This window comes from Haloarcula sp. H-hyl6 (assembly GCF_056934455.1).
Genome location: NZ_JBRIIK010000001.1, coordinates 433,702 through 459,762 on the forward strand (window position 1 = coordinate 433,702; position 26,061 = coordinate 459,762).

The 26,061-nt window shown below is 67.6% G+C and carries 18 protein-coding genes; 14 read left to right on the forward strand and 4 right to left on the reverse strand.

The genetic code is table 11. From position 1 onward, the window contains the following. The first annotated feature begins 94 nt into the window (after positions 1 to 94). The 8 genes from Hhyl6_RS02185 to Hhyl6_RS02220 all read left to right on the forward strand — a co-directional run bounded on the left by Hhyl6_RS02185 (position 95) and on the right by Hhyl6_RS02220 (position 14,977). Complete coding sequence (locus Hhyl6_RS02185) at positions 95 to 1,489, forward strand: heme o synthase (protein ID WP_483737586.1); 1,395 nt, start codon at positions 95 to 97, stop codon at positions 1,487 to 1,489. Next, positions 1,486 to 2,160: a DUF7546 family protein gene (locus Hhyl6_RS02190; protein ID WP_483737587.1), complete on the forward strand. Its 675-nt coding sequence runs from the start codon at positions 1,486 to 1,488 to the stop codon at positions 2,158 to 2,160. Before Hhyl6_RS02185 ends, Hhyl6_RS02190 begins: the two co-directional genes overlap by 4 nt. A 38-nt stretch (positions 2,161 to 2,198) precedes the next feature. Then, positions 2,199 to 2,429: an Rdx family protein gene (locus Hhyl6_RS02195; protein WP_483737588.1), complete on the forward strand. Its 231-nt coding sequence runs from the start codon at positions 2,199 to 2,201 to the stop codon at positions 2,427 to 2,429. 49 nt (positions 2,430 to 2,478) lie between these two features. Continuing rightward, positions 2,479 to 3,420, forward strand: coding sequence for an ABC transporter ATP-binding protein (locus tag Hhyl6_RS02200; RefSeq protein ID WP_483737589.1), 942 nt, complete (start codon positions 2,479 to 2,481; stop codon positions 3,418 to 3,420). Further along, positions 3,417 to 4,157 (forward strand): ABC transporter permease, encoded by a 741-nt coding sequence (locus Hhyl6_RS02205; RefSeq protein ID WP_483737590.1) that lies wholly within the window; start codon positions 3,417 to 3,419, stop codon positions 4,155 to 4,157. Before Hhyl6_RS02200 ends, Hhyl6_RS02205 begins: the two co-directional genes overlap by 4 nt. A gap of 305 nt (positions 4,158 to 4,462) precedes the next feature. After that, a complete protein-coding gene (locus Hhyl6_RS02210; protein WP_483737591.1) occupies positions 4,463 to 7,900 on the forward strand; it encodes a glycoside hydrolase family 97 N-terminal domain-containing protein in 3,438 nt (1,145 codons plus the stop codon). Between the two features lie 187 nt (positions 7,901 to 8,087). Further along, positions 8,088 to 12,926: a glucodextranase DOMON-like domain-containing protein gene (locus Hhyl6_RS02215; RefSeq protein ID WP_483737592.1), complete on the forward strand. Its 4,839-nt coding sequence runs from the start codon at positions 8,088 to 8,090 to the stop codon at positions 12,924 to 12,926. After that, on the forward strand, positions 12,923 to 14,977 hold the full coding sequence (locus tag Hhyl6_RS02220; protein WP_483737593.1) for an outer membrane protein assembly factor BamB family protein: 2,055 nt from the start codon (positions 12,923 to 12,925) through the stop codon (positions 14,975 to 14,977). Before Hhyl6_RS02215 ends, Hhyl6_RS02220 begins: the two co-directional genes overlap by 4 nt. A 164-nt stretch (positions 14,978 to 15,141) precedes the next feature. Here Hhyl6_RS02220 and Hhyl6_RS02225 read toward each other — a convergent pair whose 3' ends face one another. Then, positions 15,142 to 15,774, reverse strand: a complete 633-nt coding sequence (locus Hhyl6_RS02225; protein WP_483737594.1) for a DUF420 domain-containing protein — start codon at positions 15,772 to 15,774, stop codon at positions 15,142 to 15,144. Between the two features lie 54 nt (positions 15,775 to 15,828). After that, positions 15,829 to 17,043, reverse strand: coding sequence for a proteasome-activating nucleotidase Pan1 (gene pan1, locus Hhyl6_RS02230; protein WP_483737595.1), 1,215 nt, complete (start codon positions 17,041 to 17,043; stop codon positions 15,829 to 15,831). Positions 17,044 to 17,196: 153 nt separating this feature from the next. On the opposite strand from pan1, the gene Hhyl6_RS02235 reads away from it, so the two are divergent. Then, the gene (locus tag Hhyl6_RS02235; protein ID WP_483737596.1) at positions 17,197 to 17,934 is read left to right on the forward strand and encodes an NAD(P)/FAD-dependent oxidoreductase; all 738 of its coding nucleotides are present in this window, start codon (positions 17,197 to 17,199) and stop codon (positions 17,932 to 17,934) included. On the opposite strand, the gene Hhyl6_RS02240 is transcribed toward Hhyl6_RS02235, so the two are convergent. Continuing rightward, positions 17,935 to 18,978, reverse strand: a complete 1,044-nt coding sequence (locus Hhyl6_RS02240; protein ID WP_483737597.1) for a M48 family metalloprotease — start codon at positions 18,976 to 18,978, stop codon at positions 17,935 to 17,937. 108 nt (positions 18,979 to 19,086) lie between these two features. Between Hhyl6_RS02240 and Hhyl6_RS02245 the strand changes: the two genes are divergently transcribed. Genes Hhyl6_RS02245 through coaBC form a run of 5 tightly spaced genes read left to right on the forward strand, consistent with a single transcriptional unit; the run spans position 19,087 to position 24,867 of the window. Beyond that, positions 19,087 to 20,094: a DUF4129 domain-containing protein gene (locus Hhyl6_RS02245; protein WP_483737598.1), complete on the forward strand. Its 1,008-nt coding sequence runs from the start codon at positions 19,087 to 19,089 to the stop codon at positions 20,092 to 20,094. Next, positions 20,091 to 20,849, forward strand: a complete 759-nt coding sequence (locus Hhyl6_RS02250) for a DUF7269 family protein (RefSeq protein WP_483737599.1) — start codon at positions 20,091 to 20,093, stop codon at positions 20,847 to 20,849. Before Hhyl6_RS02245 ends, Hhyl6_RS02250 begins: the two co-directional genes overlap by 4 nt. After that, positions 20,846 to 22,162, forward strand: coding sequence for a DUF58 domain-containing protein (locus Hhyl6_RS02255; protein WP_483737600.1), 1,317 nt, complete (start codon positions 20,846 to 20,848; stop codon positions 22,160 to 22,162). The genes Hhyl6_RS02250 and Hhyl6_RS02255 overlap by 4 nt, the downstream gene beginning before the upstream one ends. Beyond that, complete coding sequence (locus tag Hhyl6_RS02260) at positions 22,159 to 23,661, forward strand: DUF7519 family protein (RefSeq protein WP_483737601.1); 1,503 nt, start codon at positions 22,159 to 22,161, stop codon at positions 23,659 to 23,661. The genes Hhyl6_RS02255 and Hhyl6_RS02260 overlap by 4 nt, the downstream gene beginning before the upstream one ends. Positions 23,662 to 23,700: 39 nt before the next feature. Next, the gene (gene coaBC, locus Hhyl6_RS02265) at positions 23,701 to 24,867 is read left to right on the forward strand and encodes a bifunctional phosphopantothenoylcysteine decarboxylase/phosphopantothenate--cysteine ligase CoaBC (RefSeq protein WP_483737602.1); all 1,167 of its coding nucleotides are present in this window, start codon (positions 23,701 to 23,703) and stop codon (positions 24,865 to 24,867) included. Between the two features lie 10 nt (positions 24,868 to 24,877). Here the strand turns inward: coaBC and Hhyl6_RS02270 are convergent, their stop codons facing one another. Next, the gene (locus Hhyl6_RS02270; RefSeq protein WP_483737603.1) at positions 24,878 to 25,945 is read right to left on the reverse strand and encodes a hypothetical protein; all 1,068 of its coding nucleotides are present in this window, start codon (positions 25,943 to 25,945) and stop codon (positions 24,878 to 24,880) included. Positions 25,946 to 26,061: the final 116 nt, after the last annotated feature.

The following is a 26,061-nucleotide window of genomic DNA, read 5'->3' on the forward strand; positions in this document are numbered from 1 at the left end:
GACCGCGAGCGTCTGCTCTGGCGGGGTTCGGAACCCTTCGCCGGCGGGGGCGAAAAGCGAGGAGTCTAAGTGCCCGCCGCCGAACGCTACACTAATGGCAGAGAGCAGGACGTTCTCGGGACTACTGGCCGCCACGGCCGTCGGCGTCTATCTGTTGGTCATCGCCGGCGCGACGGCCGCCATCACCGACGCGGTGGCGGCCTGTACGACGTGGCCGCTGTGTCAGGGACCGGTCACACTCGAGGACCCGTCCCTGCTCGTCGCTCGCGGGCACCGACTGACGGCCGCGGCCGTCGGCCTCCTCACGGTCGGCACCGTCGCGCTCGGACTCAGGACGGCGACTCGTCGCCGTGTCAAGGCGGCGCTGGTGGTCGGCCTCGCGCTGTACCCGGTGCAGGTCGCACTCGGTGCGTTCGTCGCCACGACGGGGGCCGCTGGCCAACTCCCCAGCGCCCATCTGGCGACGGGGATGGCGATATTCACCGCGTTCACGCTCGCGCTCGCGTGGCACCTCGAAGCGGAGACTGGGAGCGACGACGAAGAGCGCGTGGCGAACCCCTCGCCCGACCCGATGCCGGAGACGGCCGAGGAACCCACGCCGCGGGCCGCGCTCTCGACCCGGGAGCGCCTCGTCGCCACCGCCGGCGCGTACTTCCGTCTGACGAAACCGCGCTTGATGTGGCTCCTGTGTCTGGTCGCCGCCGCCGGGATGGCGCTCAAAGCCGGCCCGTCCCTCAGCGTTCGGACGGTGGTGCTGACGCTGGGCGGCGGCGTCCTCGCAATCGGCGCGTCCGGCACGTTCAACCACGTCCTCGAACGCGACATCGACAAGCGGATGGACCGGACCTCCGACCGCCCGATAGCGACCCACCAGATTCCGGTCCGGAACGCGCTGGCGTTCGGCGTCGCCCTCGCGCTGGCCGCGATGGCGCTGTTCTGGCAGGTCAACGTCCTCGCCGCCGCCCTCGGACTGGCGGCCATCCTCTTCTACAGCGTCGTCTACACGCTCCTCCTGAAGCCCAACACCGTCCAGAACACGGTCATCGGCGGGGCGGCGGGCGCGCTCCCGGCGCTCATCGGGTGGGCCGCCGTCGACGGGACCATCGGCCTCCCGGGACTGGCGCTGGCCGGTGTCATCTTCCTCTGGACGCCGGCGCACTTCTACAACCTCGCGCTCGCGTACAAGGACGACTACCAGTCCGGCGGGTTCCCGATGATGCCCGTCGTCCGCGGAGAGACCGAGACCCGAAAGCACATCGTCTACTACCTCGGGGCGACGCTCGTCGCCTCCGGCGTGCTGGCGTCGCTCACCTCGCTCGGGGCGCTGTACGCCCTCACGTCGGCGGCCCTCGGCGGCGTCTTCCTCTGGGCGGTCGTTCGGCTCCACCGGGAACAGACCGAGTCGGCCGCCTTCCGCGCGTTCCACGCTTCCAACGCCTACCTCGGGGCGCTGTTGCTCGCCATCGTCGTCGACGCCCTCGTCCTATGAGCACACTCACCCACCGACCCGACATGTCGTTCGACCGCGGGACCATGCTGTACGCGGCGCTCGTGTTGAACACGGAGTTGCTACTGGTCACGCTCCACGTCTTCTTCGGCGGCACCGACGCTACCTCGTGGCAGGGGGTCTTCCAGTACGTCTACCCGCTGGTCTGGATAAACGCCGGGTTGCTGGCGGTCCTGAAGGCGAAGACGCCGCCCGTGTCCGCGAAACAGCGCCGTCGGGCGCTCGTCGTCGGGGTGCTGTACTTCCTCGTGCTGGCGGCCATCGGCGGCATCGTCCGTCCGGGGTCGCCAGAGATACAGTCGTACGTCCAGTTCAACCTCCTCTACCTCCCGCCCGGGTGGAACCCCATGCTGGCGTACTTCGGGCAGATAGTGTCGGTGACGCTCATCCCCTACAAACTCGTGGGGTACGGGGCGCTGTCGTACCTCGTCTACGTGATGGTGCTCGACACCTCCGGCATCTCGCTCGGGAGCCTCACGGGCCTGTTCTCCTGTGTCTCCTGTGTCCTCGGGATACTCGTCCCCACGGTGTCGAGCGTCCTCGGCGGGACGGCCGCCGTCGTCGGTCAGTTGGTCCCGCAGTCCTACGGCGCGGCGACCGTGGTGTACCTCGTCTCGCTGGGCCTGCTGTACTGGCGTCCTATCAGACGGTGAAGCACGGAGTTTTACCCGAGGCCGGTCAAGACCCGGGTATGTCCGAAGTCGAAATCGAGTACTGCGTCCCGTGTGGGTTCCGCGAACGAGCGCTGGACGTCGAGCGAGCCATCCTGAACGGCGTCGAAGGAGACTTGGACAGGATGTCCCTCGTCATGGGCGCTCACGGCGTGTTCCGCGTGGACGTCGACGGCGAGACGGTGTACGACAAGGACGAACACGACTACGACGTAGACGCCATCGTCCGACGGGTCCGCGACCGACTCTGACCGGCGGGAGAGCGGAACGGCTTTCGGCGGCGATGCCCGACGGTGAGATATGGACGAGGTACTCGTCGCGGAGGATGTCCGCCGGACCTACGGCGACACCGTCGCGCTCGACGGGGTGTCGCTGTCGGCGACGGCGGGAGAGGTGTTGGCGCTGGTGGGGCCGAACGGGGCGGGGAAGACGACGCTCGTGCGGGCCCTGACGGGGACCACCGACGCGGAGGGACGCGTCGAGTTGTTCGGTGAGTCGCCGACCGCGGTCGACCGCGACCGCATCGGCCTCTTGCCACAGTCGTTTGCCCCCCACGAGCGATTGACCGCCCGCGAACTCGTCGCGTACTACGCCGGCCTGTACGACGAGACGCGCGACGTGGACCGGGTCCTCGCGGACGTGGGCCTCGCCGACACCGCCGACACCACCTACGAGAACCTCTCGGGCGGCCAACAGCGCCGGACCTGCGTGGCGACGGCGCTCATCAACGACCCGGACCTCCTCTTTCTCGACGAACCGACGACGGGCATCGACCCCGCCGGGCGACAGGCCCTCTGGGACCTGTTGGAGGGCCTCGTCGACCGGGGGGTCACCATCGTCGTCACGACCCACTACATGGAGGAGGCCCGCCGACTCGCCGACAGAGTCGGCCTGCTCTCGGAGGGCCGACTCGTGGCGCTGGACCGCCCCGAGGCGCTGATAGCGGCCCACGGCGGCGACAGCCAACTCCTCGTCGAGGGGACGTTCGACGAGACGACGCTAGAGGACGTCGACTACCCGGCCCGGACGGCGCTTCGGAACGGGACGCTGGTCGTCTACGGGGTCAGGCCCGAGTCCATCGGGAACGTCGTCGACGAACTCGACGCCGCCGGCGTCGGCTACGACAGTCTGACGTGGACCGAACCGGACCTCGAAGCCGTCTACCTCGAACTGACCGGGACGGGCGTGGGGCAGAGCGGCGACCCGAAACCGGACGAGGCGACGACGGGGGGTGTCCGATGAGCCGTCTCGGACGACTTCGCTCGGAGTCTCGCGCGGCCGCCCTCGCCTTCCTCCGGCGACGGACCGCCGTCTTCTTCACGTTCTTCTTCCCGCTCATCATCGTCGTCATCTTCGGCGTCCTCGTCCAGACGCGCCCGGGCGGCGGCGGCCTGTTCACGGAATCGCCGGCGTACTACTCGCCGGGCTATCTGGCCGTCGTCGTCCTGTTCACGCCGCTCTCGCGGGTGGGGAGCGAAGTCGCGCGCCACCGCGACGGCAACCGCTTCGAGAAACTGGCGACGACGCCGCTGACCCGGCCAGAGTGGCTGTTGGCCCAGACGCTGGTGAACGTCGTCATCATCGGCCTCGCCGGCATCGTCCTCCTCGGGTTGATGGTCGTGCTCACGGGCGCACAGATAGCGTTCTCGCCGCTGTTGCTCCCGTTCGTCGTCCTCGGCGTGGCGCTGTTCTGCGGCGTCGGCGCGATGCTCGGAAGTCTGGCCGACTCGCAGGACGGCGTCATCTCCGCGAGCAACGGCATCGCACTGCCTCTCCTGTTCCTCTCGGAGACGTTCGTCCCGCCGACGCTCCTGCCGGGGTGGCTCCCGACGTGGCTCTCGCCGCTGACGTACTTCTCCCGGGGCGTGCGTGCCGTGACGACGGGAAGCGGCGACCCACTGGTCCCTCTCGCCGTGCTGACCGTCTGTGCCGTCGTCGGGTTCCTCGTCGGCGCCCGACTCCTTCCCCGGACGGACTGACTCGGCGTCACGCAGGCCGGGACCGCCCCCCGAACGTCGGTGTATCGGTCGTGTCGCGCGAGCCTCACTCGGTCGCGCCATCACTATATTCGGTGGTCCGTGTCCGTGATTTAATGTATTCATCCGGGAGCGAAAAATACGTCGAAAGCCTGACAACAAAGCTACCGAGCGCCTAGAGAGTTCACATGTGCCGATTCTGCCGGCTCCAGAAAAACATATCCCCTAATACACAAATTATTGATGGGTTCTGCCTGTAACGTTTTGGGAAAGATTTACTATTATAATTGTTGTTCGCTTCAATCGGCATGGTAGACTGGCACAGTCACGGTGCGGACAGCGCGGTAGACAGGCGAGATTTCCTCGGTGGGCTAACGGGGCTGCTGGCGGCGGCGTACTCGCTCGAAGTGCCGGACGAGGTGGCGGCACAGGTGACGTCCGGGGACGACTCCGACACACAGACGGTGACGTCGCCGGACGGCAGTATCGAGGTGACGGTGGACGTCTCGACAGGCGTCCCAGAGTACAGCGTCGCCTACGGTGGAACGACCTACATCGACCCGTCGCCCATCGGGTTCAACTTCGCGGGGCAGGACGCCTTCGGGACGGCCATCAGCGGGTCCGGGCCCGACATCACGGTGACCGGCAGCGAGAGTGGGACGACCACGGAGACGTGGGAACCCGAGTGGGGAGACTTCGCCTCCGTCTCGGAGGACTACGACTACCTCCGACTCGGCCTCGAAGAGACGAGCAGTCCGGGCCGGTCCGCGAACCTCGAGGTCAGGGTGTTCGACGACGGCCTCGGGTTCCGGGTGGTGTTCGACGACGACTTCGGCGACTTCACCATCGACTCGGAGAACACGGAGTTCAACTTCAGCGGGGACTACACGTCGTGGTGGATAGAGAACGAGTGGGTCAACCCACGCTTCGAGCAGGAGTACACCGAGTCGAGCCTGAGCGACATCCCCTCGGGCGACGGGACGACGCGACCCAACGACAACTACGTCCGGAAAGGTGCACACACGCCGCTGACGATGGAGACTGGTGATGGGACGTATCTCAGCGTCCACGAGTCGAACCTCGACGACTACTCGACGCTCTCGCTGGCCTCCCAAGCCGACAGCGGGAGCCGCAAGTTCGCGGCCGAACTCGCGCCGCTCCCGGACGGCTCCTCGGTGCAGGCGACGGCACCGCACGTGACGCCGTGGCGCACCGTCCAAATCGGCGACAGCCCCGGTGACTTGGTGGAGTCACAGCTCGTTCCGCTGCTCGCCGACCCACTGGACGAGTCGGCGTTCCCGACCACCTCCGACGGTTCGGTGGACACCTCGTGGCTGGAGAACGGGCGCAAGTACGTGGGCATCTGGTGGACGATGATTGCCGGCAGCGCGAAGTGGGAGTACAAGTCCGACGCCGAAATCTCGAACGACGGCAACGACCCCTCCTCCTACATCCACGGTGCGCGCACCGAGCGGATGAAGCGGTACATGAAGTTCGCCAGCGAGCACAGCATCGACAGCGTGCTGGTTGAGGGCTGGAATCGGGGCTGGGACACGTACCCCGGCGACGGCACCGGGTTCGAGATGGGAGTGAACGACTCCTACCCGGACTTCGACGTGCCGACGGTCACCGACTACGGGGCGAACCTCTCGACCCCCGTGGAGATGACCATCCACAACGAGACGGCCGGCAACGTCGTCGTCTACGAGGACGAGATACAGAACCAGAACATCTTCCCGGGCTACGAGAACGAGGGCATCCGCTCCATCAAGAACGGCTACGTCAAAGACCCCGGACTGGGCTTCGAGGGCGACGGCTCCGCGGCGAGTCACACCCAGCACTGTCAGCGGTCGGTGAACCACCACCGGATGGTCATCAAGAACGCCGCCGCGAACCGGCAGATGCTGGAGATTCACGAGGGCATCAAACCGACCGGCGAGATTCGGACCTACCCGAACGTCGCCGCCCGCGAGGTCGTCAAGGCACAGGAGTACGACGGCTTCGGCGAACTCGGGGCCGACGTGGGTCGGGACCACCACGTGAAACTGCCGTTCACCCGGATGCTCGCCGGACCCACGAGCTACCAGCCCGGTATCTTCGACATCACCTTCAACGACAACGACGCCGGGCAGATTCAGACCACACGGGCCAAGCAACTCGCCATGTACCCGGCCTACCTCGGCGGCCTCCAGATGGCGGCCGACCGCATTGAGGCCTACGTCGACAACACGCTCGAAGTCGGCGAGTTCGTGCAGGCCCAGTCGGGCGACCTCGACGGGATGATTACCGCCGACAAGTGGCGCAACAGCTACGGCGGGCACTACGTCCCCGTCGACGCCAACCGCGAACTGGACGGGGCGACGGCGACGTTCAGGGTCAGGAACGTCCCGAGTGAGGGCACCTACGACCTGCACCTCCGGTACGCCAGCGACTCCAGCGAGAACGCACAGGCCGTCGTCGACAACGGCAACCCCGAACTGACGCTGGTGGTCAACGGGAGCGAACGCCAACTCACGCCGTCGTTCACCGACTACTGGGACGACTGGGACGTCCACACCGTCTCGGTCGACCTCGAATCGGGCGACAACACCGTCGCGCTCAAACTGGGCTCGAACGACGTCGGCGGTCTGAACGTCAACACCGTCGCCGTCAGCCAGGCCGGCGCTGGCTCACCCGTCGCCGCGAACTACGCCGACGTCGACCCGAGCAAGGAGAACTTCGACACGGAACCGGAGTTCGACTTCATCGAGAACGTCCCGGTCAGTTGGGATGAGACCGTCGTCGTCGACGCCGCCGTCGGCGAGTACATCGTCGTCGCGAAGCGCAGCGGCGACGAGTGGTACCTCGGCGCGATGACCGACGGCAACGCCCGCGACCTCACGGTGCCGCTCGACTTCCTCTCCAGCCAGTCCGACGGCTGGGCGGTCACGGAGTACGCCGACGCGGACGGTACCGACGTGGACACCAACCCCACGGAAGTCGAAATCAGCGACTACCGCGTCTCCGCGGGCGACTCGGTCGCCATCTCGATGGGTGCCAGCGGTGGGACGGCCATGTGCATCCGGCCCGCGAGTTCGGCGGGCGTGACCGTCGCCAGCCTCTCGGACGACGCCGGCGACGACGCCGGGCCCGGACCGTACACGTACCCGACAGACAGTTCCTTCGAGGACGGGGCCTTCGACCTACTGTCCTTCGACGTCGTCGAGTACGACGCCAGCTACGAGTTCACCTTCGAGGTGGCCAACCTCTACGACGCCTACGACTCCGGGAACTTCTCGCCGCACTTCGTCACGGTGTGGCTGCGCGACCCGTCGAAGTCCGGCGGGTCCACGACGGAGAACGGCGACCTCTCGGTCAGCGCGGCGTTCGCCGACGCGTGGCACTACCGCGTCGCCGCCAGCGGCTACGACCAAGGAGTTATCGACGCGGCCGGCAACAGCCTCAGCACGCCCAACATGACCGTCGACCTCAGCGCGAACACGGTGACCCTCACCGTGAGCAAGAGCACCATCGACATCGACATCAGCAACACCGAGGTGGTGCCGGTCGTCGGGTCCGAGGACTACGGTGCGTTCCGTGAGGTCCGAGAGAGCGCGACGCAGTGGAAGTTCGGCGGGGCGAAGTCCGGTGCGGTCGACAACGCGCCCAGCGTCGTCGATCTGCTCACCCCCGACGGCGTGAGCCAGTCCGACGCGCTGGCCTACGACGGCACCACGCTGGCCCAGCTACCGTTCGTCCGACTGTAACGGCCGCTCGACTGCCCGTTTTCGGCACCGAGAGTCGCGCTTCTGAACAATCGAGTTTCTCACCATGGTCCGTCGATTCCCGGTTCTATACCGTCCTGTGCGATTTGAACCGTTGCTATACAGGCATTGTCATTAATGTCTATAACCGTTGGATTTATGTTGTACAACTTGTCTTACTGAGATGGAAATGGTTGGTAGACAATCTCAACAATCATCCAACGGGCTCGCCCGTCGGGAGTTCCTCGGCGGCGTGGCGTCGTTGCTCGCCGCGGCGGCGTACACGCAAGACGTGCCCGAAGAAGTGGCCGCACAGGTCACAGGTGGGGACGACAGTGACACGCAGACAGTCACGTCACCCGACGGTAGCATCGGGGTAACCGTCGACGTGTCGGGGGGGACGCCGGCGTACAGCGTCGCGTTCAACGACACGACGTACGTACGCTCGTCGAGCCTCGGATTCGACTTCCAGAATCAGGCGACGTTCGGCGCTGGTTCCGACGGTGGCACCGGTACCAGCATCACCGTCACGGGCAGCGAGAGCGGGACCGAGACGGAGAACTGGACACCGGAGTGGGACCAGTACGACAGCGTCTCGCAGGACTACAACTACCTGCGACTCGGATTGGAGGAAGCGGGTAGTCCCGGCCGGTCCGGAAATCTGGAGGTCCGCGTCTTCAACGACGGCCTCGGGTTCCGCTTCGTCTTCGACGAGGACTTCGCCGCCAACAGCGGGAACCTCGTCGTCAGTTCCGAGAACACGGAGTTCAACTTCGCCGGAGACTACACGGCGTGGTGGATCAAGAACGAGTTCGTCAACCCCCGCTTCGAACAGGAGTACACGGAGTCGAGTCTCAGCGAAATCGACGCGGGGACGCGGACCATCCGCCCGAACGACAACGAGATTCGGACGGGTGCACACACGCCGCTGACCATCAAGGCGGGTCAGAACGCGTACATGAGCGTTCACGAGGCCGACCTAGACGACTACTCGACGGCCTCGATAGTCGCCCAGTCCGACAGCGGCGGGACGGAGTTCACGACGCAACTCGCGCCCCTCCCGGACGGCACGAAAGCGTCCTTGCAGGCCCCGAACGCGACGCCGTGGCGGACCATCCAGTTCGCCACGAGCCCCGGAAAACTCGTCGAATCCTCGGTCGTTCCGCTGTTGAACGAAGACCGGGACGACGCCGCACTACCGGCCGACGGCAACGGCGGCGTCGACACGAGTTGGTTGGCGCCCCGGAAGTACATCGGCATCTGGTGGACGATGATTGCCGGGAACGCGAAGTGGCCCTACGACGCCAACGGCGGACCGGGGTACATCCACGGTGCGCGCACCGAGCGGATGAAGCGGTACATGAACTTCGCCAGCCAGAACGGTATCGACAGCGTCCTCGCCGAGGGGTGGAATCAGGGCTGGGACTCCTACGGGTCCGACGCCAGCGACACCGGCGCCTCGCTGGAGATGGGCGTCGCCGACTCCTACCCGGACTTCGACGTTACAGAAATCACGGACTACGGGGCGACCCTCTCGAATCCCGTCGAGTTCACCGTCCACAACGAGACGTCCGGAAACCTGCCGAACTACGAGAACGAGATACTGAGCGACGGCATCTTCTCGGAGTACGACGACGCTGGAATCCGTTCTATCAAGAACGGCTACGTCTCCGACCCCGGCCTGTTCGGTGACAACCAGTCCAGTCCGAGTCACAACCAGCACTGTCAACTGGCGGTCAACCACCACCGGACCGTCATCGAGGAGGCCGCCGGGGAACGCCAGATGCTGGAGATTCACGAGGGCATCAAACCGACCGGTGAGCGCCGAACCTACCCGAACGTCGCCGCCCGCGAAGTCGTCAAGGCGCAGGAGTACGACGGCTTCGGTGCGCTGGGGTCGAACGTCGGCCGCGACCACCACGTCACGCTTCCGTTCACGCGGATGCTCGCCGGACCGACGAGCTATCAGCCCGGCATCTTCGACATCACGTTCAACGACGACACCGGCGACCAGATTCAGACGACCCGGGCCAAGCAACTCGCGATGTACCCGAGTTACAACGCAGGTATCCAGATGGCCGCCGACCGAGTCGAGGCGTACATCAACGAGGAGATGGAAGTCGGTCAGTACGTACAGGCCCCGTCGGGCGAACTCGACGGGATGATTACGAGCGACGACTGGCGCGACGCTTTCGGCACGCACTACGTCCCTGTCGACCCGAACCGCGAAGCGTCCGGGTCGACGGTGTCGTTCACAGTCACGAACGTCCCGAGCGACGGGACGTACACGCTTCACCTACGCTACGCCTGCGACGAGGAGGAGAACGCCTCTCGCGTCACGAACAACGGCGAAGGGCAGGCGACGCTCAAGGTCGACGGCTCACCGTACGACGGTAAACAGGGCAAGATTACCCCCCAGTTCACGAACTACTGGGACGACTGGCAGATTCACGCGGTGGACGTCCCGCTGACGCAGGGGGACAACACCGTCATCATCGAACTGAACTACACGACCGACAGCGACGGGAACTGGACCGGCGGCGACGTCGGTGGGTTCAACGTCAACACGGTCGGCGTCACCGCACAGGGCGACAGCGCACCGTTCCCGGCAGACTACACGGCGCTCACCGACGAACAGGTCGCCAACGAGAACGTCGACGCTAAGGCCGACTTCGAGTACGTCGAACAGGTTCCGGCCGGTGGCTGGGACGACACCGTCGTCGTCGACGCCGCCATCGGCGAGTACGTCGTCACCGCCCGTCGCAAGGGCGATGAGTGGTACGTCGGCGCGATGACCGACGGGAGCGGACGGGCCATCGAGGCGACGCTCGACTTCCTCGCGAGTAAGTCCAACGGCTGGAAGATGGAGATGTACACCGACGCCGCCGGGACGGACGTCGACACCGAACCGACCGAGGTTCGTCGGAGCGAGTCAGTCGTCAATTCGGGCGACACCGTGCTGGCGACGATGGGGCGTAGCGGCGGGGTCGCTCTCAGACTGACGCCGGCGACGTCGAGCGAAGCGTCGAACCTCCCGACGTACGCGCAACCGACCCAGACGATTAGCGGCGTCAACTTCACGACGACCCAACCGGGCCTCGGCGAGTCGTTCATCGAAGTCACCGGGTCTCACGACGGCAACAGCGACTTCGTCGGCGGGACGCCCATCGGCATCCAGCTCGGCGGCCAGACGGACGCCATCGAGAACATCCGACTGCCGCCATCGGCCACGAGCGGACAGACGTTCTCGCTCGGCTACAACATCACGCAGGCGGGTTCCTACACGGTCACGCTAGTCAATCGGCTGACTGGTAGTCAACTGGCCCAGCAGACCATCACGGTCCAACCCGGCGACCTCGTCGCCCAGTACACCGACCCGGGCGACGACGGCCTCGGTGCGGGCTACGGGTTCCCAGAGAGTCAGATGGGGTCGACGTTCCGGGACGGCGCGTTCGACCTCAAGCAGTTCACTATCTATCAGGACGAGACGAAGTACTACTTCCAGTACGACGTCGGGAACCTCTACGACGTGTTCGGCGGGGACTTCTCGCCGCACTACTTCGTGCTGTGGGTCCGCGACGGAACCCGCACTGGGGGGAGTCTCACGGAGAACGGCGACCTCGGCCTGCAGGCGAACTTCGCCTCGGCGTGGCACTATCGCATCGCAGTCAGCGGGTTCGGTTCCAGCGCCATCGACAGCGACGGGAACGACCTGACCACCGGAAGCGGTACGGTCAGCGTCGACCCGTTCGTCAATCGCGACAGCAACACCGTCATCCTCCCCGTGGAGAAGGCGGCTTTCGACGACCTCAACGCCGCAGACATTGAAGTCCTGCCAGTTGTCGGGTCCGAGCGGTTCGGCGGCTTCCGACCGGTCGTCAACAGCGTCGACGACGTCGGCTTCAGCGACCCCATCGTGGGGGCGAAAGACGGTGCCGTCGACAACGCACCTCGAGTCATGGACGTACTCGTTCCGCCGCGTTCGGACGAGACCCAGTCCGACCTTCTCTATTACGACGAGGAGACCCGCGCGACCCTACCGTTCACGCAGGTGTACCGCGCCGAACTCGGGACCAGCACAGAGCGAATCGCCACGCTGGAGGACGCCAGCGGCGACCCCTACGGGCCAGCGACGGCCGCCGACGGGACGAACGCGTTCACCTACCCTTCGACGAGTGACATCACGCCGGACGACTACGACATGGAACGGGTCCACGTCTACGACGACGGGACGAACTACCGCTTCCACGTCCACCTCCCGCAGGTACGCGACCCGTGGGGCGGCGACTACGGTTACTCCATCCAGCACATCCAGATATACCTCCGAGACACGGCCGCGAGCGGTGCCAACACCTACAGTCGAGAGGGCGTTCACGCGTCCGGCAGTGCGGAGAACGTCTTCGCAGAGAACTACCACCGCCGCATCGTCGCGCACGGCTACGCCACAGACACGAGCGTTCCGAACAGCACCGCGACGTTTCCGACCGTCGAGGATGGGAGTTGGAACGTAATCGCGGACGCCGACAGCGGCGCGAGCACCCGGGCGGTGGACGCGTTCAGCGCCATCGAAATCGTCGTCCCGAAGACGTCGATTCCATCCGGCATCCGCGAGTCGGACATCGTCCCGATGATGTTCAGTTACGACGGCTACGGCACCGCGGGCATTCGTCAAGTGCAGTCTAGTAGCGGCAGTTACGCGTTCGGCGGCGGGTCCAACGGAGACCACAACAACATCCTCGACATCGTCCTACCCGACGGCGTCTCGCAGGCCACCGTCCTCGACCCGACTGCCGAGGACATCACCGGGAACGACGACTACGACGGCTACGACATCCCGTTCGTCGACGGAACGACGGCCGCGAACAGCATCCGGGAGGCGCTGGCCGGCGCCGACGACGCACCGGTCTCCGTCGTCCACTTCGAGGCGGTGCAAGACGCCTACGACACCAACAGCGCCGTGCCCGGCACGGACGGGGTGGTTCCGGATTACGCTGACCTTCGCGAGTTCGCGCGGGAGGTGAACCAATGAGCGACGCTTCAGGGCGAGCGCTACTGGCGCTCGTACTTGCGGTGCTGACTGTCGCCGCGGCCCCCGCGGGACTGGTCGGGACGGTCGCCGCCTCCCACACCGGTAATGCCGGGAACACCGCCACGTGGTCCAGCTATCAGGCAGACACGAGCAACACCGGGAACACGACGTCGTCTACCCAGTTCGGCGGCCTCAACCCCGAATGGGGGACAGACAGCAGCGCCGGAACGGACATCGCGTCCGGTCCCGCCGTGGTCGACGGCACGGCCTACGTCGGTGACGACGGCGAGGTGCGCGCATACAGCACTGCCGACGGGTCCGTGACGTGGTCCGCGAGCGTCGACGGACAGGTGTACGGCACGCCCGCCGTACACGACGGTACCGTCTACGTGGCCACGGACGCGGGGAGCGTGTACAGCCTCGACGCCAGCGACGGCTCCGAAAACTGGCAGACGACCGACCCCGGCGGCGCCATCTACGGGTCGCCGGTCGTCGCCAGCGACGGGACCATCTACGTCGCCAGCAACGACGGGTCCGCGTACGCGTTCGGCTCCGGCGGGTCGGTGAGTTGGTCCACTGCCCTCGGTAGCCCCGCCGGGCGGACGACCCCCGCCCTCGACGAGTCCACCGGCACCCTGTTCGTCGGTGACCGGAGCGGGACGCTCCATCGCCTCGCCACTGCTGACGGCCGTCAGCAGTGGGAGGACGACGTGGCGAGCGGAGCTATCAACGCGCCAGCCGTCCACGACGATACTGAGACGGTGATAGTCACCGCGACCGACGGGACGGTCGCGGCCTACGACTTCGACGGCACCCAACAGTGGAGCGATACATCCACCTACGACGGCGTCTTCTCTAGCCCCGCTCTCCACAAGGGCATGGCAGTCGTCGGGTCTCAAAACGGGACCGTAGCGGCTCACGACATCGACTCCGGAGGCGCGACCGAGTGGTGGGCGGACTACGACACCGCCGGAACGCTCGGCATCTCGGTGACGACGGCGAACGAGACTGTGTTCGCCGCCGCCGACAACGGGAACCTGAGCGTCGTCGATGCGGAGAACGGTGGCCGACTGTTCGTCGTGAACCGGCAAGACGACGCCATCGCGACCGCACCCACCGTCGTCGGCACCGACGCGTACGTCGGCGCTGGAGACGGGACTCTCACGAAGTTCGCGGCACTCCGCGTGACTGGCATCAGCGTGCCCTCGAACGCGGACCAAGGCGAGACGGTGACCGTAGAAGCCACGATAGAGAACACGGGTTCGACGTCCGCGAATCCGTACTACAGCGTTCGAGTCGGAACCGGAACGGCGGACACAAAGACGGTTACCATCGACGCCGACGCGACGAGGACTGTCTCGTTCGACGCCACGTTCAACGGGTCCGGCGACACCACAGTCGGTGTCGGTCGACAGTCCGAGACGGTCAGCGTCGAACCGAAGCCGCTGTTCAGCGTGACCAGCGTCTCGGGGCCCGGAAATGTCCCGGAGGGCGACGACGCGACCATCACGGCCGACGTGCGGAACCGCGGTGACGCCGACGGCACTTACACCGCCGAACTGCGCGTCAACGGTACGCTCGTCGACTCGCAGGACGTCGCCGTCTCCGCAACGAGCACGGAGACGGTGACGTTCGAACACGCCTTCGAGTACGTCCGTGACAATCGGGTCAGCGTCGGGTCCCAGAGCATCATCGTCACTGTCACCGACAGCGGTGGGAGCAGTGGCGGTGCGACCGGTGGCAGTAGCACCGGTGACGACGCCGGCAGCGCCGTGACCGACACCGAGACTGAGACGGAGACAGAGACCGACTCCGAGACGGAGACCGAAAACACGGACGCCGAAACGGAGACGCAGACCGGGAACGCGGACACCGAAACGGACGCACCGTCCGAGACGGACACGGAGTCGGAGGACAGCACGACGGAAAGCGGCGACAGCGGAAGCGACGAAACAGAGACAGCCACCTCGGGCGACGGGCCCGGCTTCACCGCCGCCGGCGCTCTGCTCGCGGTCGTCGCCGCCGCACTAGTCGCAGCGCGACGCGACTAACGGGCGAGGGTCCCCTTCTTACCGTTCGGCTTTCTTTGCGCGCTCGTCGGGTGAGCGGCAGCTAGCACGATACGACCCCGGAATTTCGACGTCACGTGCAGTGACAGAGGCGTTCTATACACGAAAGTGTGGGCGACACGGACCGGACCGGCCACGTTTCCCTGTTATCGCCCGAGCGAAGGCCCGACGACGGCGACCAGTAGCGCCGCTTCGCCGCCGCGAGGGACCCACCCGTAGACGTGGTTCAACATGACGTACGTGACCAGTCCGAGAAAGAGGCTCAGCCCCCACGCGGCGACGGCGATGCGGCCGACGCGAGCGTGCGCGGTCTCGCGGAGCTCCGCGACGGAGTGGGAGAGACCGAGGACGACGGCGTGGACGACGACGGGGACGGAGATAGCCGACAGCAGGATGTGGACCGCCAGCATCACGATGTAGGCTCCCCAGACGAGCCCCTCGGCCTGAATCTCCTTCTCGAAGCCACCGCCGACCTTCAGGAGGTACATGACGAGGAAGCCGAGGATGAGGGCGAACGCCGTCAACATCGCCGCTCGATGCTTCCGAATCTGGTCGGTCTTGATGAAGTAGACGCCGGCGACGATGGCGCTCAACGCGGCGGCGTTGACGACGGCGATGGCGTCCGAGAGGAGGATGACGGTCTGGTCGCTGATACTCGGGAACGGGAGCACGCCCCCGAAGGTGGCGAACACCAGCGCGTATCCGACGACGGAGACGGCGGCGGTGACGAGCCTCGGCGACGCACGGGCGCGCGACTGGAGTCTGTCTGCGACGGCCATACAACCACTGAGAAAGCGAGCGGTTTCCGTGTTCTGGAAGCGAGCGGGACGTCGTCAGGCGAAGGTCCGAGAGACGTCCTCGTCCTCGGCCTCTTCCTGCTGAATCTTCTCCCACGCGGCGAGGAAGTCCCGCATCGTCACCTCGGTCCGGTCGTCGCGGATGGCGAACATCCCGGCCTCGGTACAGACGGCCTTCACGTCCGCCCCCGAAGCCTCTTCGACGTCTTCCGCGAGCGCCTCGAAGTCGACGTCGTCGGCGACGTTCATGCCGCGGGTGTGAATCTTGAATATCTCCTTGCGGCCCTCGAAGTCGGGGTTGGGCACTTCGATGAGACGGTCGAACCGGCCCGGGCGCAGGATGGCGCGGTCGAGCATGTCGAAGCGGTTCGTGGCCGCGATGATGCGAATCTCGCCCCGGTCGTCGAACCCGTCCATCTCCGAGAGCAGTTGCATCATCGTCCGCTGGACTTCGGCGTCTCCGCTGGTCTTCGACTCCGTGCGTTTGGCCGCGATGGCGTCTATCTCGTCGATGAAGACGACGGCGGGTTCCTCCTGCCGGGCGAGTTCGAACAGGTCGCGGACGAGTTTCGCGCCCTCGCCGATGAACTTGTGGACGAGTTCGGACCCGGCCATCTTGATGAAGGTGGCGTCGGTCTCGTTGGCGACGGCCTTCGCCAGCATCGTCTTCCCCGTCCCCGGCGGGCCGTGCAACAGGACGCCGCTCGGCGGGTCGATGCCGACTTCCTCGAACATCTCGGGGCTGACGAGTGGCATCTCCACCGTCTCGCGGACCTCCTCCATCTGCTCTTCGATGCCCCCGATGTCGCCGAAGGTGACGTCCGGCGACTGGTCGACCTGCATGACGCGAGCGCGAACGTCGGTTTCGTCGTCCAGTTGCTTGACGATAGAGAGAGAGTTGTTGACCGCGACACGGTCGTCCGGTTCGAGGCCGTCGCGCATCTCGTCGGTGACCTCGGTCAGCGCCTCCTGGTTGTTGCCGTGCTGTTTGATGATGACGCCGTCTTCGCTGAGTTCCTGCACCGTGGCGACGAACAGCGGGGACTGCTTGAGTTTCTTGTTCTCGTGGGTCAGTCGTTCGAGTTTCTGCTGGTACTTGTTGTTCTCGGCGTTGGCGTCCAGCAGTTTGTCGCGCATCTCCTCGTTCTGTGCTTCGAGCACCTCGAGTCGCTCCTGCAACGCCTCGATTTTCTTCTGCTGTGAGGCGTCCTCGTCGTAGGGCAGGTCCACCTCGTCGACGGTGTCGGTCATTACGCCGTCTCTAGTGGGTGAATCATTATGAGGCTTCGGGTAGTGCCAGCTACATAGACGGCACGTACAACACCCCTACGTGCGGTTCTCGGCCAGATGGCGGCGTCACTCCGAACCGGCAGGTTTCTGTTTCGGGGGGAGCAACCGCCGCCCATGTCCGAAGACCCGGAGTCCGTGGTCGTCGTCGGCGGCGGCGTCGCCGGCCTCTCCGCGGCGATTTACACCGCTCGTGCCGGCGTTTCGACCCGAATCGTCTCGACGGGAGAGTCTATCCTGAACCGCAACGCCCACCTAGAGAACTATCCCGGCTTTCCGGCCGGCGTCAACCCACGCCTCCTGTTGGAACTCGTCCGCGCACAGGCCCGGCGTGCGGGCGCGTGGTTCGTGGACGGCCGAGTCCAGCGAGTCACCGAGACCGAAGACGGGTTCGAGACGACTGTCGCCGACGGCGAGACGTTCGAGTCGGACTACGTCGTCGCCGCATCGTGGGCCGACGCGACGTACCTCGACGGCCTCGACGTGGACCTCGTCGATAGGGGAACCAAGGAGTTCGTCGGTGTCGACGACTGCGGCCGGACCGCCGTCGACGGCCTCTACGCTGCGGGCCGATTGGCCGAACAGCACCACCAGACCATCGTCGCCGCCGGCCACGGCGCGCAGGTCGGTCTGACGCTCATCGAGGACAGCGACGTGGACTTCTACCACGACTGGACCGCCCCGGAGGGGTACTTCACCGACCGCGACCGCGAGGTGCCACCCGGCTGTGAGGAAATCGACGAGGAGGAGCGCAAGCGTCGCGAGCAGGAGTCTCTGGAGGTGATGCGTCGGTACTTCGAGGAACCGATGCCCGGCGAACCGACGATGCATCCGAGCGTCGCCGACGACGAGTAGCTAGAGGTCGCCCGCCACGTCGCCCAGTCGTTCGATTCGCTCCGTCGTCGGCGGGTGCGAGCGCGTCTCGACGTAGAACTCGTCTTTCTCCGCTCCGTCCTCGAACCCGTGCGGGAGGAAACAGAGGCCGCGAACCCCGTCGTAGGCGGCCCGCTTGTCCGTCTCAGGGGTCGGCGTCGCGTCGGCGTCGAGCGTCTGGAGCGCCCGGACGAGCGCCGCCGGATTGCCCGTGAGTTTCGCGGCGCTCCGGTCGGCGGCGAACTCGCGGGCCCGGGAGAGCGAGCGTGCCAACACCACTACGGGAGCAGTGAAGACGCCGAGGACGACCCCCCCGAGAGTGACCGTGAGGCCGAACAGCACCAGAAATCCGGCGGTGAACGAGACGGACCCGAACGGGGCGTCGAGGAAGCGGGCGCTGAGGACGTAGGCCACCGCGACGCCGGCGGCCCCGACGAGGAGGCGACTCCCGCGGTCGCCCGGAAGCGCGTCGTCGATGGGCCCGTACTCCCCGTTGGTCAGCGCCGGCAGGAAACTGGCGAGCGTCATCACCGTGGCGTCGCGGTTCGCCACGTGCATCAGCTCGTGGGCCAGCACCGCGTCGAGTTCCGCCCCGTCGAGCGCCGCGAGGAGGCCCTCGCTGACGACGACGGTGGCGCTGCCGAGCGTCCCGACGGCGAAGCTGTTTGGGACGTCGCTGTCGGCCACCGCGAGAGTGGGCATCGCCACGTCGGCCTGCTGAGAGAGGCGTTGCACCCGGTCGTGGAGTTCGCGGTACTCCTCGCGAGTGACTTCTCGGGCGTCCGCCTCCGCGAGGGTCTGGGTGCGGGTGTAGCGCAACTGCGCCCAGACGAACGTCAGGACGGCTGGCAGGACGACGGCGACCCACCACGCGACGGTGGCGTCGACCGGGAGCGTCGCGGCGAGAGCGTCGCGGACCGGCGAGAGCCACGGGGTGAGGAGGTACGCTACCGTCGCGACAACGGCGACGTCGACGGCGAGCAACAGCGAGAGGGTCAGGAGGATTCGGCGTGTGAGGGTCCCCATAGGGCGTACGTCGAAATTGCTGTCAACGCGGCAAAATACTTCTGGTGAGTGAAGCGACGACCGGAGTAAGGACAATACTTTAGACTGGTTGGCATGAACTCGTTGGTAGTGCCTTCCAGCCTCATCCGCGCCGCTCTGGCCCTCCTCTGTGCCGGTGCCGTCATCTACGCGACGGCGCTGTTCCCCGCTGCGCTGGACGTCGACCTCCAGCAACGGGCCCCGGTCGAAGGGACGACACCGGCACCCACCCCGACGCCGGCACGCGATACGCCGGCCCAGACGCCGACCCAGACACCGACGCCGACGCCCACGGCGACACCTGCGCCACCCCCGGACCGCGGGGGCGGTTTCGGCGGGCTACCCGACCTGTCGTTCCTCCCCGCCTTCGTGGCGCTCCTCGGTCTCACCGCCGTCGGCTACGTCGGCGTCGTCCTCGTCCGAGCCGCCGAGGGCTACGACGCCACGAGCATCCACCTCCCGTGGCTCGGCCGCCTCTCGCTCCCCTTGGCCGGGGTAATCCAGCGGATTCCGCAGGTGACGACGGCCCTCCTCCTCACCGGGTCGGCGGGACTCGCACGGGTGGCGGCCGGTGTCGGGAGCGTCGTCCGGAGCGTGGGTACCGGCCTCTCGGCCGGTCTCGGTCCCTTCAGTCGGATGGCCGGCCGGTCGCTCGCCGCGCTCCCGAGGGCCCTCGGGCGGGTCGCCACCGCCCCGTTCCGGTCGCTCGCCGCGCTGACCGGTGGCGGTCTGATCACGTCCGTCGGCGGATTCGACCGCCCCGGGTTCCTCGAACCCGACGACCCGACGACAGAGGACGCCCGGTCGGCGTCCGACGGTCCGTCGACGGCGGGGTCGGACGACGACCCCGACCCGCCGTCGATACGCGAGGCGTGGGAGCGGCTGACAGACGCCGTGCCAGTTCCCAATCCCGCCGCGACGACTCCCGGGGAGTACGCACGCAAGGCCGTCGACATGGGTCTCCCGGCCGCCCCCGTGTGGCGATTGACGGACCTGTTCCGAGCCGTCGCGTACGGCGGGGAGTCGCCGTCGACCGACCGCACCGAGGCCGCGCGGGAGGCTCTCGACGGCATCTTCGGCGGAGGTGACGACTCGTGAGCGAGACGATGGCCGAGTCGACAGACGAGGACGTGACGGTCCCCGTCAGGAGGGTCGAGGAGACCGAATCGTCCGTGAGCGCGGCACAGACAGCCCGTGCGACCGTCGACACACGGACCGACGTGACCGGGCCGTCCCACGGGTGGCGCGTGTTCGTCGGCGTCGGTCTGGCGTCGCTCGCCGCCGCCGTCGTCGTCGCCACGGTGCCCGGCCTCGTCGATTCGGTGGCCGGTCCGGACCTCACGGAGACGCTCCGGACTGCCGTTCTCCCGGCGGCCGCCATCCTCGCGGTGGTGGGGCTCTACGGCGTCGTCGGTCGAGACGACACAGACGAGGAAGCCCCCGAGGACCCGGTCGAACTGCCGGCGACGAACCCCGAGACGGTACGCGGCCCCGGACAGACCGTCGTCGGCGACGACGTGGACGACCTGTTGGCCCGCATCGACGGGCGGGTCGACCCCTACGACGGCCTCGAAGCGAGTTACGCCGCCGACGTCCGCCGTCGCCTCCGAGAGACGGTCCACCGAACCCTCGTCCGGAACACCGACATGGGGGCGGAAGCGGCCCACGCCGCCGTCGAGCAGGGGACGTGGACCGACGACCGCCGCGCGGCGTCGTTCGTCGGCGGGGACGGCGTCCCCGACCCGCCGCTGGGCCTGCAGATACGCGACTGGGCGAGCGGCGAGGGATTCGACCGCAAGGTCGAGGCGACGCTCGACGAGGTGCGACGCGTCCGAGGAGGTGAGTCGACGTGACGGAGCGGCGACGCGCCCGCCGGGCGGTGGGCCTCTCGGTGGCGCTGGTGACCGGCGCCGTCGGCCTCGCGACCGGCAACGCCGCCGTCTTCGTCGCCTCGACGGTCGGGTTGGTCTACGCGGCCTACGAGAGTGCCACGCGGGACCCGGAACCGGAGCTGACGGTCGAGCGAACGCTCGAACCGGCCGCCCCGCTCCCCGGGGACGAGGTTGCCGTGACCGTGACGGTCCGCAACGACGGCCGCACCTACCTCCCCGACGTGCGCGTCGTCGACGGTGTCCCCGACCGCCTGGGGGTCGTCGAGGAGTCGCCGCGGTTCGGGACGAGCCTGGAAGCCGACGACGAGGCGTCGTTCACCTACACCGTCAGAGCACGTCGCGGCGAACATCACTTCGGCGAGACGACGGTGGTCTGCCGTGACCTCGCCGGGACCAGCGAGTGTCGGGAGACAGTGGGCGTCGAGACGACAATCGACTGTAGCGCGGACGTCGAATCCCTGCCGCTGACGGCGCGAAACCTCCGTCAGACGGGTCGGGTGAGGACGCAGGCCGGCGGGGACGGCGTCTCGTTCTACGGCATCCGCGAGTACCAGTCGGCCGACCCGATGCGACGCATCGACTGGAACCGTCTCGCCCGCACGAACGAACTGGCGACGGTCGAGTATCAGGAGACGGCGGCCGCGAGCGTCGTCCTACTGGTGGACACTCGCCACCCGGTCGCCCCCAAGGTTCGCGACCCGACGGCGGTCCAGTACTGCACCTACGCGGCGGAGCAACTGGCACGAACGCTACTGGCGGAGAACAACCGCGTCGGCGGTGCCACGTTCGACGCCTGTGCGTACCTCCGGCCGAGTACCGAGCGTGACCAGTTCCGGCGGCTTCGCGCGTTCCTCCTCGATGCATCGGGCGACGACGTATCGAGGGGGGCCGGCGAGTTCTCCGGCGACGCGAACGCCCATCGCCTGTTTCGGTCCGTCGCCGGACCGGACGGCGGCGGGGCGGTGGCCGACGGCGGCGACACGGTCCAGACGCTCGACCGTCGGTTCCCCGACGCCGCGCAAGTGGTCTTCTGCACGCCGCTGCTCGACGACCGGGCGGCCGACGCGGCGAAGCGCCTCTCCGCGCACGGCCACGACGTCACCGTCGTAAGCCCCGACGTGACAGACACGGGCACGCCGGGAGGAACCCTCGCCGGCTTCGACCGGGACGAACGCGTCCACGGCCTCCGGGGAACGGTCCGTATCGTCGACTGGACGCTGACCGCCCCGCTCGCCAAATCGCTCGCCCGCGCTACGGAGCGGTGGTCGGCGTGACCGCAGTCGACCGGCGTCCCGTCGAGCCGACGGCGGCCGTCGCCGGCACCGTCGCGGTGCTGGTCGCCCTCGTCGTCGGCCTCGGGGTGGGCGACCCGCTCCCGGCTCTGGCCGCGGTCGTCGGCGGGCTGACGGTCGCGGGCGGCGCGTGGGCGCTCGGTGGGGAATCGAACGGGCGCGTGGCCGCGGGGAGCGTCGCACTGCTCCTCGGCACGCTCTGTGTCGGCGCGGCGCTCTTTTTCGGCCTCCGGAGCTACGCTCTGCCGGTGTACGTGGGCGTTAGCACCGCCGTCGCCGTGGTCGCCGTCGACGCCACCACCGGACTCGCCGAGAGCGAGTCCCTCGGGACGGCGCTGCGCGAGAGCGGGAACGCCCTCCTCGTCGGCATCGTCCTCGCCGTCCTCCTGAACCTCAACGCGGAGTTCGGTCTCCTCACGAACCTGTTCGGTGCCGCCCTCGCCGTCGCCGTCGCGGACCCGCTCGGTGCGTTCGTCACGCTCCAGCTAGGGGTACTGGCCGTCCTCGCCCTGCTGACCCGCGTCGTGCCGATACTGGACGGCTGGCTCGCCGACACCGGCGGCGACGGGCCACTCGACGCCCTCGGGGACGTGGCCGTGCCGGTCCGCGACCTCCCTCGGTCCGTCTGGGCCGTCCTCGGCGTCGAGTTCCTCGTCGCGCTGACTCCCGCGGGCCGGGCGCTGTTCGCCCTGTTCCTCGACAGCGTGCCGGTCGTCGGACCGATGCTGGAGTTCGCGCTCAGTTGGCCGCTCCACCTCCTCGTCGGCCTCGTCGGCGTGGGGCTCTCCTGTGTGCTCCTCGCAGACGGCCTCCGACACTGGGTGGCCGATTGGCTGGGCGACGACCCCGCGCGGACGCTCGCCCTGCAGACCGGCGGCCTGCTGACCGTGGGCGTGACGCTCCTCGTGACGGCCCTCGGGTCGCTGCTCGGAACGCCGCTCGTCGCCGCAGGCGGGACGGACCTCTCGGCGGTCGTCGGGCCGGCCGCAGTCGTCCTCGGCGGGACCGTCTCCCTCTTGTTCGCCGTCGCCATCGTCCTTCGTGGTCCCGCGTTGCTGTCCGCGTACGGCCTCCTCGAGTCGTCCACGGCCGGGTTCGCCGTCGGGAGCGCGCTCCTGTTCGCGACGACGCTGGTCGCGGCCGAACTCGGTCTCGGAACGCCGCTGGTCGTCCTCGGCGTCGCGGGGTCGATACTCGTCTGGGATGCGGGCGCGCACGCGAGCAGTATCGGCCGCCAACTCGGTCGCGCCGCCGAGTCGACGGACAGCCAGTTCGTCCACGTCACAGGGAGCGCACTCGTCCTCGGCGGGGCCGCCGTCCTCGCCGTCGGCGCGCGCTACTTGCTGGTCCCGTTCCTCGCGCCGCCCGCCTCCTCCGCTGCAGCGCTCCGGTCGGCCGTCGCGCTCGGGTTGGTCATCGTCGCCCTGCTTGCGTTCGGGGCGGCCCTCACCCGCCGCGAACGCCCTCCGGCGACCGACTGAGGACGGACACTTTTAGTGGGTGACGGCGAAGGGCGAGCCATGTTGCAGGGAGTCAACGTCGTGCTGGGGGTTTCGGGCTCCATCGCCGCCGTCAAGACGGTGGAACTGGCCCACGAGCTACGCCGGCAGAGTGCGTCGGTCCGGGCAGTGATGACCGACGCGGCGACGGGCATCGTCCACCCGTGGGCCGTCGAGTTCGCCACCGAGGACGACGTGGTGACGGAACTGACCGGTCGCGTCGAACACGTCGACCTCTGCGGCGTCGACGGCTGGGGTGACGTTCTCTTGCTCGCGCCCGCGACGGCCAACACCGTCGGGAAAGTCGCGGCCGCGATAGACGACACGCCGGTGACGACGTGCGCGACGACGGCGCTCGGTGCCGGCCTGCCGGTGGTCGTCGCGCCGGCGATGCACGAACCGATGTACGACCATCCGGGCGTGTTAGACGCCATCGAGCGCGTCGAGTCGTGGGGCGTCGAGTTCGTCGACCCGCGGGTCGAGGAGGGGAAAGCGAAGATAGCCACCGAGGAGGCCATCGTGACTGCCGTGGCGCGGGCCGCCGGCGAACGGCCGCTGGACGGCCGCCACGTCGTCGTCACCGCCGGTGCCACCACCGAGTCCATCGACCCCGTCCGGACCCTCTCGAACCGGGCGTCGGGACGGACCGGCAGAGCGGTGGCCCAGGCCTGTTACGTCCGCGGCGCGGACGTGACGCTGGTCCACGACGGCCCCGACGTGCCCTACGCGAGCGTCGAACAGGTCGAGTCCGCCGCCGAGATGACCGCGGCCGTCTCGGCGGTGGCCGGCGACGCCGACGCTCTCGTCTCCGCGGCGGCCATCTCGGACTACACCGTCGAGCGCGCCGACGAGAAGATAAAGAGCGGGCAGGAAGACCTGACGCTGACCCTCGAAGGGACGCCGAAGCTCATCGACACCGTCCGCGCTGACCACCCCGACCTCCCCATCGTCGGGTTCAAAGTCGAGTCCGACGGCGACGACGAGACGCTCGTATCGCGGGCCCGCGAACTGCTCGACAGGGCTGGTCTGGCGTTCGTCGTCGCCAACGACGCGAGCGTCATGGGCGCGGCCGACGCCCGGGCGCTCGTGGTCCGGGCCGACGAGACGAGCGAGTACGTCGGCGACAAGCAGGGACTGGGGCTTCGAGTGGCGAGCGAACTCGCGGCCGTGTTGTCGGACCGAGACTGACGACGGCGTCCTAGAGGTATATCGTCTGTTCCATCGACCGGGTCTGCCCCAGCGGGATGCCGGTCTCGAACTGACTCTCGAAGACCACCTCGCCGGTGGCGTCCTTCGGAACCGCCGCCTCGAACGCGACGAAGTGCCCGGCCGAAGTCCCGCTACAGACGTTGACGCCGTGGGTGATTCGGTCCTCGCCCGTCGTCTGCTCGCCGTCCCACGCGTCGCAGTTCCCGGCCATCGTGTCGTAGATGTCGAGGAGGGTGATGACCGTCCCGGCCGTCCCGGCAAGTTTGCCGAGGCCCTTCGACATGTACGGTGCCCAGCGGCTCACCCAGTCCTCGTCGGTGAGTTTGTCGAGGACGAACCCCTCGGGCGTCTCCGGCGGCGCGAACAGAGCCTCCACCGTGGCGTCCGCGAGCGACGTCCGTTCGTCCGGGTCCTGCGTGGCGATGTCGCCGAACGTCCACAGGTCCGACTGCCGGGTGAAGGCATGGTGATGTGAGGACGGTCGGAGCGTCACGTCGCCCGTCGCGCGGACCGAGTACCGGTGGCCGGTGACGACGGCCGCCGGTACGTGGAGCGGGTACTCCTTCTCCAGAGCGACGTGTCCGTCGGGGTACTGACTCTCCATCACCTCGTAGTAGTGGCGACCGTTGCTGTCGAGGGCGTCCTTCCGGGCGCCCAGCACGTGGCCCCCGACGCGGAACTCGTGGCGGTAGTAGTCGCCCATGTCGTACTCGTTGGCCCAGATGACGTTCTGGGTCGCCGTCGCGTTGTACCGCCAGTCCGGGTCGCCCCACTGGGTCGTCTCGGTTCCGGGCTGACGCGACCCGTAGTACTCGACCGGGTCGTAGGCCATCGAGTCGGTGAGGTTGAGAATCGAGCCGTCGTCGTCACTGCCGCCGGACGGGTCGTCGGCGACGGCGGCGTCGGCCTCGCCGGTGGCGCTCGTGAACAGCGCCCCGCCGCCCACGATACCGAGTCCGGTCGAACCGAGCGACCTGAGGACGCTCCGGCGGTCACACGTTCGTGAGTCTGGACACCTGTCGCTCTGGCTGGAGGGGACGTCGCGCATCGGGGACACCTAGGTCGGCGGTTCTCGGAGGGCCTATAAATCCCTTCTGGCGACTCGCATCACTCACTCGGGCCGGGCGTACCACGACGGTCACCGGACTGCGACCGAGTGATTGCGAAATAGTT